A 6,846-nucleotide genomic window follows, 5' to 3' on the forward strand; every position below is an offset into this window, starting at 1 on the left:
ATTAGCGAAGGTGTTGTTTCCGATTTGGATCCGATATAATTATACCACGTTAGAAATGTACGGAAATTGGCACTATCGAGATACAGTACTTGCGTTATGCACGACAGCAATTTTTGTTATTACAGTTGCGAGGCTTGTTATTAGTCCTGTTATACCCTTTATTACCGAGACATTGCAAGTTACGAATTCACAGGTCGGTTTGGCGATTACTGGAATCTGGGTATTCCACTCACTCGCACAATTTCCAAGCGGAATATTTGCGGATCAGTTCGGTGAAAAGCCACTTATCCTCGTGTCTATCGGTGGGACAACAATTATGAGCCTTCTTCTTGCTATGGCGCCTGTTTTTCCAGTGTTTGTATTATGTGCTGTTCTCCTTGGAGCTGTAAATGGCCTCCATTACAGCGTTGCGACAACCTTTCTATCTCGCCTGTACGACGATATTGGAACTGCTGTCGGCATTCATGGAGCAGGTGCCCCGGTTGCCGGATTGGTCGCACCGGCAGCAGCTGGTTGGATAGGAACCCAGTATGGCTGGCGACCTGCGATTGCACTGACGGCTGTTGCCGGAATTCCGGTCTTTACTATTTTCCTATTCAGTGTTAAATCAACTGAGCCTCTGAATCCCGGCCAATCAACACGAAAGAGATTCCGACCCCAATATCTTCTTGGATTACTTTCGAATCAATCGATAGCAATTGGCGTGTGTTTTGCCATTCTTGCTACATTTGTCTTGCGAGCACTCCTTACCTTTCTGCCAACGTTTCTCGTTACACATCATAATAAATCTGCCATGATAGCTGCTATTATATTTTCTATATTCTTTCTCGTTAACAGTGTTGCTCAAGTCGGTGTCGGCATACTTTCAGACCGTTACAGTCGCAATGCTGGGTTGGCCGTCTGCATGATTGTCGCCGCTCTCGGGCTTATTCTATTTGTCAGTGGTAGTGGCTATCTCATGCTCGGCGTAGCTACAGTGTTTGTTGGTATTGGTATGGGATTCCATCCAACACTCCTACCTATGTTTCTTGAGGAACTGCCCAAAGCAGAGCAGGGTGGTGGTTTTGGGTTGGTTCGAACGATCTACGGCGTGTTTGGTTCGGCTGGTCCTGTTGGTGCCGGTGTATTGGCCGACATCTTCGGCTGGGTCATATCGTTCATGATATTAACCACTCTTTGTCTCTTTGTCGCGGGGTACTCGTTATACATAGACTCGTTGGCTTAGACATCTGAGCAATCATAGTGGTATGATACGGTGAGGACGCGTTAGTGAAACACCCGCGAGTGAATCTCCGCCAATTCCGACCGCAGCGACACCTCTCCAGAATCCCACGCCGGTCAGCAGCCATCGGTCGCTCACACGGAATCAACATCATCCTGCGGATTGTGTTCCAGCAATGCCACCAATAACTGGCGACAGTATTGACTGGCCAAGGCGGTGGCTATCCGTTCCCACGTTTCTTGTGTCATTACCGAACATACGACGCATCCGAAGGTATCCTTTTGGTCAGATTGTTTAGCCAGCGCTCTGTACAGGACGGATACTTACACAAGAAGACAAATAGGTGCAAGGCGGTCAGTCTGCAGGCTTAGTGAGCGGCTGGTTCAGAGTAGACAGTGTGAAACAAACAGAGATACTGTGCTGACTACAAACTCTGTATTCAGCACGCTGTTCTTGATGGATAATGGATAGATTGCGATCCTCATCGTTACATCGTTCCCCTGTACTGAACGCAAGTTTCACAGTCCAAACTGAATAACGAAACCGTGTCACTATCTACTGCTAAGCGGATTACGTCTCCGTTTCGAGTACGTCGGCCCGATGATCCTCAAGTTCACACTCGAGTTCGATCAGCTTCGCGGCAACCTCCGTCTCCGCGAGTCGATAGCCTGATGCACTCCCGAAATCGACTTGCTCGAGGATCCCGTACTCTTTGAGCTGGTCGGCGTGCTCGTAGAACGTACCCCTCGAAATGCCCGCGTGATCGCAGATATCCGATGCGCTATGTGGTTCGTCACGGATATCTAGCAATACCGATACGAGGCTCGCCACAGCACCCGTTTCGAACACCAACGCGATCTCCGGCTCGAATCCGTTTCCTTCGAGTCCCATCGTGTTGGTAATGTGTGTCCGAAATAATAAACAAAGTGTCTCACCAATCGGACGGGTATTGTCATACGGTCAGTTTTAACCTATTATTCAATTCGATTCTCTCGTGAATAGCACCATTTCCACAAGGATTATTACGTTCGGCAATAGAGCGACTGGTGCCGCAACACTGGTGCAACACCCCTACGCGTCGCTCTTAATACCGACGCGGCACTGTGGGCGGGCTTCCGTCCACATTTCCAACTTCCCATCTACTACATAGTAGATAGGTCACTATTTTCACATACTGAAAAAGCTTTCAGAGAATTGACGCTGATTCACTCGAGTGTCGAGGCTAGCCGACCGCTGTCAGAACTCGCCGTCGCGAGTGTACTGCAGGATCTTCGCGACCGTCTGCGTTTCGCACTTCTGGAGCAGGTACCCCTTCGTGCGGGTCGACCAGAGTGCGCGTTGTGGGATCGATTCGCTGCCCTCGGAAACGAGGACGTTGAAGCCGTCAGAGACGCTCGACGCTTCGATTCGGACCCACGCGCCACTCGAGTGCTCGAGACAGACTGACGTTGCGTCCGGCCGTGTTTTCGCTGTCCACTCGTTTTCGACGCCGGTCCAGTCGTGGATCGGATCGCCGTCGCCGGCCGTGCGGATGATCTCGACTGCGTCGGCCAGCTCGGAGAGCACACGTCCGCCGACGGCTTCCCAGTCGGGATCCGTGACGATCGCCGATACGTCGCTTTGTGGGTTCGATTCGACCGATTCGATCGTTGGCTGCAGGTCGCCGTTCGGATTTGTATTTGCATCCATTGTCGTGGTCACCGCGCCGGTTTCCCGGCGCATACCACACCATTCGAGGGACGGTACTTAGGTATTACTATTGTATTTGCATATTCAAAAGTTGAGTGTCGACCGCCGATCGGTCGGTGATCGTCTGCTTACGAGTCGGGCTCTTTGATCGTCTCGAAACCGAGCGCGACGACCGCCCGAAGGACGTACTTCGGATGCCGACTCGCTGGTTTTCTCGCCCGCACTGTCGACTCGCTCAGGATATCGAACTCTGAGACGAGCGTGCAGTTCGGATACCGGCGCTCGAGCAACAGAAGGTCGCGATCGTGATTGCGGTAGGCACGAACGCTGACCGTCTGTTCCTCGTAATACGGCGGATGGGCCACCGTCCCGGTATTTTCTGCGATCGGTTCGCCGTCGATTGGGATGGTATCCATTCGTCGCGGTCACCTTGCGGCCGGGTTTCCCCGGCCACACTCGGCTAGACGAACGTGATCCACTTAGTTGTTACTATTGTATATGCATATCTCACCGTGTTTGGCTCGATTCGGATCTATAGTTCGGCGTTGGGTCAATATGCTTAATCAATAGTAAACGCTAAGTCGGTGGCGTTCGTTCGCACATACGCGGACGCGCGAAAGCGACAGTCCGCAGGTGACCACGAATGGACTACCAATACGACTACCCGAATCACTTGGACGAACCGACGCCGATCGCCTCGAGCGGTCGCGAACTACCGGATCCGCCGGCCTACGACTTCCCGTACGAACCGGGCGACGCCGGCTACGATAATGCCGTTCTGTCGGGCCACTACGGGCCGATGTACGCCGGAGAGTACGCATGGAGCAACGTGCGGTGTACCGCCGAAGCCTACGGCGAAACCGACCGTGACGGGAGCGGGACCGGGTGGGACCACGTCGTCAACGGCAAGCCCCGCCGGTCGCTGAAATTCCACACCGAGTGGATGGCTCTCGAGGAGACGGTCGCGTGCGTTCGCGAGATTGGCGACTACAACCGATTCACGGACGACCGCGTGATTGACGTGCTCGAGTCCTGTCCCGACAACACGCGGTTCGTTGTGGGCCGGGAGAGTTCGCCCACGATGTACTTCTGGACCGATCGGCCGATCGACGTGATGGATCTGCTTACGATTGCGCTGCCGGATGAACTCGACGCCCACCCGGACGCTGACAGCTACCCGACACTGTTCATGGGTGAGCGGCTTCGAGATCTCGAGAACAACGGCGAAGCCGTGCTTATTCGAGCCTGGTGGGACTGAGAACCGAATAGAACGACCGACGCTCATTTTTTCGGAGTGGCAACGCCGTCTCGGTCGGCGTCTCGAGTACCAATCCGCCGTATATGCATATACAATAGTGGACACTAAGTAGCCCCCGACGAATGGTGTAGTATGCGCCGGGAAACCGGCGCGGTGACCACGACTATGCACGAAACCGAATCTCAGACGGAACTGACTCATGCCGCCGACGCGACGATCGTCGAGACGGCAGTGGCACTGAAATGTGAACTCCTCCGGCGGACGTGCGGGCCGGCACAGATCGAAGCCGATACGTACCGACGCTCGGTCGACTATCCGCTTAAGGCTGCTATCCGTGGCTGGCAGGACTGGACCGGCGAGACGGCCACGCAGTTCGTCGAGGACTGTATCAACGCGGCCTGTGGCGACCTCAAGAACAACTGGTTCCAGGCGCTCGAGTCGATCGGACACCCTGTCGTTGACGGCGCGGAGGCCGGCCGATGACCGACCGCGACGATGACGGCCGGGACGATCTCGAGATCGACACTCGCGAGACCCACCACGACCAGGGCGTGTCGTTCGAAGTGACGATGCAACACGGCTCCTCGAGTGACCGAACGCGCGTGAAAGCGAAGCTCAAGTCGGAGACGCTCGAGGATTTCGCCGACGAGAAAGGCGAGTTCCTCGATGAAGTCCGCGACGGCGCTGCGCAGGCGGTCGACGACCACGAAGACGTCTTCCACGCTGACGACGGGTAACGCGCCGGTCGAACCCCTGCTTTTCCACTGCAGTCTGTCGTTGTCACGGCACTCCATTTTCGCCGGGCCGTGTTGGACACCGCTAGATATTTTACACACCCTCGTCTATCATGGAGTGCCGCGTCTGCCGGTTGGCCGTCGATTAAGGTTTTAACACCGTCGTGGTCACCGTCGCGCTAAGCGATTACACGATGACGTTCCAACCGTCACGGCGGCACTTCCGAACTTCTGAGTAGCAACTGTTCTCTCGAGTGGATGGACGGATTGGAATACGTAGCCGAATCTGTTCCAATATCCAGTATCTGTATCCAGCATCCATATCCAATATACAGATATAGAGCACGGATCACGACCAGTAGATAGTAGCCGGTTTCTTTATTCAGAAGGTTGCGTGAAACTCGCGGTAAGTACAGGGGAACGGTGTAACGATGAGGATCGCAATCTATCCATTATCCATCAAGAACAGCGTGCTGAATACAGAGCGTGTATCTTGTACAAGGGATTTCAAACTATTCGATGGCTGTCAGAAATCATATGCTGAATAGAGCGCGCGAATGTCGCACGAGGTTCGGTTCAATTTTCGACGGTAGTGATCGGTCAATACAGGTGGTGTAGATATCGTCCCCCGGAATTAATTCGAGAGAACGTTTACAGTATATCATGGGCTCAACGTTAATCCGCGACGCAGGTTCTGACGATATCGCGGGGATCTTGCGAGTCACGGAGCGTTCGTGGAACTCGGCGTATAGCGAAATCCTTTCGACGGAGACAATCGATCAGACGATATCGGAATTACACGAAGGGGACGCAACGCTCCAACTAATAGAGCGTGAGGATGTCGCGTCCTTCGTTGCAGAACGTGGCGAAGACATCGTCGGTTACCTCAGTGGCGGACCAAGTACCGACGAGACCGTGGCGCGACTCGGGGCGCTCTACGTCGATCCTGACGTCTGGAACGACGGGATCGGAACCGAACTGCTGCAGACGTTCGAGGAGCACTGTCGTCAACAAGGCGTTGAATTGATTCAGTTTTCCGTCCTCGACGAGAACGAGATCGGGCTCTCGTTTTATCGAAAGCACGGATATACGGAGACCGAGGAGCGAACGACGGATCGGTTCGGCGAACCGATCACCGAGCGAGTGTTCCGTGGCGAGGTCGAGTGACGTCCATCCCTTCGTTCAGTGATCCGCCCTCATCCGCTCGATATGCAGGTGTACTGTGCAGATGGTTCACTGCTTCCGGCGTGAAACAAATGAAATCGACGTGCTGCACTGATGCTCTGGATGTTGCACGCCGCTTGTGACACTTGAGACATGAGTCGAGCAAGACGTGTAAGATACAGGGCGCGTGTGTGTCAACACACCTTCGGAGAGGTCGATACCGGGGCACAACTATATCGTTCTGTTCAGAGTATGCACATCCGTAATGCCAACTTACGTGTTCTTGACGTCTTTCACTCAGCAAGGCGTCGAAAACGTGCGAGACAGCCCCGAGCGGACGGAACACGCGAAAGAGATGTTCGAATCACTGGGTGGGACGTGGAAGGAATTTTTCGTCACGATGGGTCGATATGACGGCGTCGTCATTGCTGATTTCCCGGACGACACGACGGCAGCACAAGGAGCGCTCATGCTTGCGGAAAGCGGCAACGTGACGACCGAAACGCTCCGAGCGTTCACCCTCGATGAGGTCCGCGACATCGTTGAAGCGATGTCGTGATGGATCCGCCTTGTCCGCAGATAGCGCACCGATCCAACCCGCAATGGTGCTGCATCTATTCTCTGTATTCAGCACGATTCAACGAGTATCATCGTTATCTGATAGAAATTCTGCCGTTCACTTCGCATACGTAGTTGCCGAATCGTTCAATTCAGTTTCAGACGTATTTCCGAATAAAGAAATCGCGCTACCAACAACTGCTAAGGGAATCACAGATCTG

9 protein-coding genes are annotated in these 6,846 nt (G+C 53.9%); 6 read left to right on the top strand and 3 right to left on the bottom strand.

Annotated features, from left to right (window positions below):
- The first annotated feature begins 55 nt into the window (after nucleotides 1–55).
- Nucleotides 56–1,225 carry an MFS transporter gene (locus ACSFC7_RS27970; protein WP_436348841.1) on the top strand — a complete coding sequence of 390 codons (1,170 nt, stop codon included), beginning with the start codon at nucleotides 56–58 and terminating at the stop codon, nucleotides 1,223–1,225.
- 567 nt (nucleotides 1,226–1,792) lie between these two features.
- Here the strand turns inward: ACSFC7_RS27970 and ACSFC7_RS27975 are convergent.
- The 3 genes from ACSFC7_RS27975 to ACSFC7_RS27985 all read right to left on the bottom strand — a co-directional run bounded on the left by ACSFC7_RS27975 (nucleotide 1,793) and on the right by ACSFC7_RS27985 (nucleotide 3,327).
- Complete coding sequence (locus tag ACSFC7_RS27975; RefSeq protein WP_436348842.1) at nucleotides 1,793–2,113, bottom strand: winged helix-turn-helix domain-containing protein; 321 nt, start codon at nucleotides 2,111–2,113, stop codon at nucleotides 1,793–1,795.
- 345 nt (nucleotides 2,114–2,458) lie between these two features.
- Complete coding sequence (locus ACSFC7_RS27980; protein WP_436348843.1) at nucleotides 2,459–2,911, bottom strand: hypothetical protein; 453 nt, start codon at nucleotides 2,909–2,911, stop codon at nucleotides 2,459–2,461.
- A 128-nt stretch (nucleotides 2,912–3,039) separates the two neighbouring features.
- Nucleotides 3,040–3,327: a hypothetical protein gene (locus tag ACSFC7_RS27985; protein WP_436348844.1), complete on the bottom strand. Its 288-nt coding sequence runs from the start codon at nucleotides 3,325–3,327 to the stop codon at nucleotides 3,040–3,042.
- A gap of 227 nt (nucleotides 3,328–3,554) precedes the next feature.
- On the opposite strand from ACSFC7_RS27985, the gene ACSFC7_RS27990 reads away from it, so the two are divergent.
- The 5 genes from ACSFC7_RS27990 to ACSFC7_RS28010 all read left to right on the top strand — a co-directional run bounded on the left by ACSFC7_RS27990 (nucleotide 3,555) and on the right by ACSFC7_RS28010 (nucleotide 6,626).
- Complete coding sequence (locus ACSFC7_RS27990; RefSeq protein WP_436348845.1) at nucleotides 3,555–4,169, top strand: hypothetical protein; 615 nt, start codon at nucleotides 3,555–3,557, stop codon at nucleotides 4,167–4,169.
- Between the two features lie 165 nt (nucleotides 4,170–4,334).
- Entirely contained in the window at nucleotides 4,335–4,652 is a 318-nt protein-coding gene (locus ACSFC7_RS27995) for a hypothetical protein (protein ID WP_436348846.1), read from the top strand.
- Nucleotides 4,649–4,906 (top strand): hypothetical protein, encoded by a 258-nt coding sequence (locus ACSFC7_RS28000; RefSeq protein ID WP_436348847.1) that lies wholly within the window; start codon nucleotides 4,649–4,651, stop codon nucleotides 4,904–4,906. Before ACSFC7_RS27995 ends, ACSFC7_RS28000 begins: the two co-directional genes overlap by 4 nt.
- A gap of 660 nt (nucleotides 4,907–5,566) precedes the next feature.
- Nucleotides 5,567–6,070, top strand: coding sequence for an N-acetyltransferase family protein (locus ACSFC7_RS28005; RefSeq protein ID WP_436348848.1), 504 nt, complete (start codon nucleotides 5,567–5,569; stop codon nucleotides 6,068–6,070).
- Nucleotides 6,071–6,332: 262 nt separating this feature from the next.
- Nucleotides 6,333–6,626: a GYD domain-containing protein gene (locus ACSFC7_RS28010; protein ID WP_436344748.1), complete on the top strand. Its 294-nt coding sequence runs from the start codon at nucleotides 6,333–6,335 to the stop codon at nucleotides 6,624–6,626.
- The last annotated feature ends 220 nt before the right edge of the window (nucleotides 6,627–6,846 follow it).

This window comes from Natronorubrum halobium, assembly GCF_051351675.1.
Lineage (GTDB): Archaea > Halobacteriota > Halobacteria > Halobacteriales > Natrialbaceae > Natronorubrum.